This is a genomic window from Streptomyces roseochromogenus subsp. oscitans DS 12.976 (assembly GCF_000497445.1).
GTDB lineage: Bacteria > Actinomycetota > Actinomycetes > Streptomycetales > Streptomycetaceae > Streptomyces > Streptomyces oscitans.
This window is the reverse complement of sequence record NZ_CM002285.1, coordinates 4569720-4572396: the sequence shown is the minus strand read 5'-3', so window position 1 is coordinate 4572396 and position 2677 is coordinate 4569720. Positions and strand designations below refer to the sequence as shown.

The following is a 2677-nucleotide window of genomic DNA, read 5'->3' as shown; positions in this document are numbered from 1 at the left end:
AATGGGACACCCCTGGGGTGTCGGTGAGTCAGCTGGTCGGGGGCTTGGGGGTGCCGTTGGGGCCCTTCGGTCGCTTGTTGGGACGGTAGCTTGGGCCGTTCATGATGACTTGGTGGCTGGCGTTGATCAGCCGGTCGAGGAGTGACTCGGCGACGACGGGGTTCGGGAAGAGCGGATACCAGTCGCTGGGCGCCCTGTTGCTCGTGATGATCAGAGAACGTCCCTGCCGCTCGGAGACCAACTCGTAGAGATCGTCGGCCTGCGAGGCGTTCATCTGCCGCATGGCGAAGTCATCGAGGATGAGCAGGTCGGGGCGGATGAGGTCGCGCATGCGCTTGTCCCAGGTGCGATCCGCGTGGCCGCCGGCGAGCTCGGCCAGGACCCGGCTGGTCTTGGAGAAACGGACGTTGGCGCCCTGTCGGACGGCCTGGTGACCGAGGGCCTGGGCGACGTGTGTCTTTCCGACCCCGACGGGCCCGAACAAAATGACGGACTCACCGGAGTGGAGCCATCGCAGGGCCGCCAGGTCGCGGATCTGGGCCGCGGGTAGCTTCGGGGAGGCGTTGAAGTCGAAGCCCTCCAAGGTGGCCTGCTGCTCGAACTTCGCCCGCCGCAGGCGCCGTTCGAGCGCAACGGATTCACGGCGGGTGATCTCGTCCTGGCAGAGAACCTGCAGGAAATCGAGGTGCCCGAGCTCGCCGCCCTGGGCCTGGGTGAGGCGGGCGTCGAGTGTCTCGAGCATCCCGGACAGCCGCAGGATCTTGAGCGAGTCACGCAGAGCGGTGGTCATCACGCTCACCGGGCGACCTCCTCGACGTCGTCGTTCCCCTGGTCGTCGCGGACGTCATCGGGAATCTGCAGGGGGATGTCGGTGGCGAACAGGCCCTCGGGGCCGTGTAGGAAGGCCGAGGCGCCACCGTCTCCGGTCTCGGGTTCCGGGTCGGTCTCGGTGCCGGCGACAAGGATGCCCTTGACGGTGCGATAGGACGGGTCGCCGACCGTGATCGCCTTGCGGCAGGCGGCTTCGAGCCTGATGTCGCCGTACTTCTTGCGCAGCCCGAGCACCCCCTGGGCCGCCCGGAGCCGGTAGAGGGCATTGACCTCCAGGAGCTGGTCGATCACCTCCCGGCAGGCATCCCCGACCTGGGATGCCTGACCGCGACACCAGATCGGCGTGCGCATCTGAAAGGCGATCTTCTCCGGCGGGTAGTCCGTCTTGTCGGTGCGTTTGCCCTGCTCAAGTGCCGCGTGCGTCTTGACCAGTTCACCCTCGTGGAAGACCTGCACCATGGTGGCGGTGGAGCGGACATCGACGCGGCGGCCGATCAGCTTCCAGGGCACCGAGTAGAGGGTCCGGCCGACCTTGATGTGGATGTCCGGGCCGACCGTCGCCTTCGACCACCGCGCCAGCACGAACGGCGCCTCGGGCAACGGCAGCAGCACCGGCGCCTCGATGGACTCGAACACCGCCAAGGGAGCCGCCCCGCCCAGCGGACGGCACTGCCGCTGACCTGCGACATTACGGGACCAGAGCAGGGCCTCGGCCTGCATGTGCTCCAGCGAGGTGAACGTCCGCCCGCGCCAGTAGGAGTCGCGGACGTAGGGCATGGGCCGCTCCACTCTGGGCTTGTCCTTCGGCTTCAAAGCCCGGGCCGGATCCACCAACGCCCCATAGTAGGAGGCGAGTTCGGCATACGACTTGTTGATCTTCGGGTCGTAGAGGTCCGGCTTGTCGACCCCGGTCTTGAGGTTGTCCGGCACCAGCCGGCGCGGGACGCCGCCGAAGTAGCGAAACGCCTCCACGTGGGCTTGTGTCCAGGCGTGCTGGTCCATGTGGGCCACCGGGCGGACGAACATGTGCCGGGAGGCAGGCAGCACCATCACGAACGCCCAAATCCGGTGCCGCCGACCGGTGTTGGCGTTGATCCACTGCCCCAGGAAGCCGTAGTCGATCTGGGCCTCCGAGCCCGGCTCGACGTTCTCCCTCAGCACGGTGACCTTGGCGCGGGCGGCCTCGTCGGGCAGGTTCTCGTGTACCCACCGGCGAAACGAGGTCAGCCCCGCCTGCAGCTTGCGCTCGTCGCGCAGCCGCTGGTGGATCGTGGTCACCGTGCAGGTGTTCAGCAGTTCCACCACGTAGTCGCGGTGCTTCTCGATCTCCGGCCAAGTCAGTTGATTCAAGCGCCTGTTGGCCTGCTCGGGGAACCAGCTCTTGATCAGTTTCGCCCAGTCGGGCTCGCTCATCGGCGGGCCGCCCGGCGTGATCCCGGCCGCCTCGGCCGGCGCCAGGTACTTCCTGATCGTCTTGCGGTCCAGCCCCAGCGACGCCGCCAGCTGCGTCTTCGAGCGGCCCGCGTACCAGTGGACGTAGATCTCCACGATGTCCGTCACGGTGAATGTTCTCCTTGCCATCCGGATCGTCCGTCGACCTCCCGGCTCGCTGGTCAAGGGACACCAGCGACTCCGAGACGGCCCGGACCCTCAACCCGGCACCGGCATGCCCCAGGGGATCTCCACCAATTCGCAAGAAGGATCTATCGGTCGAACAAACCACCCGACACGGGGAAAGATCTTCAACCCGAGACCGTGACCGGCATCCCCATCCACGACCGGCGTCCCCCTGGGGAACCGCCGACACCAGGGCGGGGAATTACGGCGACAACATCACGCAGAACAT

2 protein-coding genes are annotated in these 2677 nt (G+C 67.0%); both read right to left on the bottom strand.

What is annotated here, in order from left to right:
* Positions 1-28 precede the first annotated feature (28 nt).
* Positions 29-799, bottom strand: a complete 771-nt coding sequence (gene istB, locus M878_RS69345; protein ID WP_023548259.1) for an IS21-like element helper ATPase IstB — start codon at positions 797-799, stop codon at positions 29-31.
* Complete coding sequence (istA, locus tag M878_RS69340) at positions 796-2391, bottom strand: IS21 family transposase (protein WP_023548257.1); 1596 nt, start codon at positions 2389-2391, stop codon at positions 796-798. The genes istB and istA overlap by 4 nt, the downstream gene beginning before the upstream one ends.
* Positions 2392-2677 lie beyond the last annotated feature (286 nt).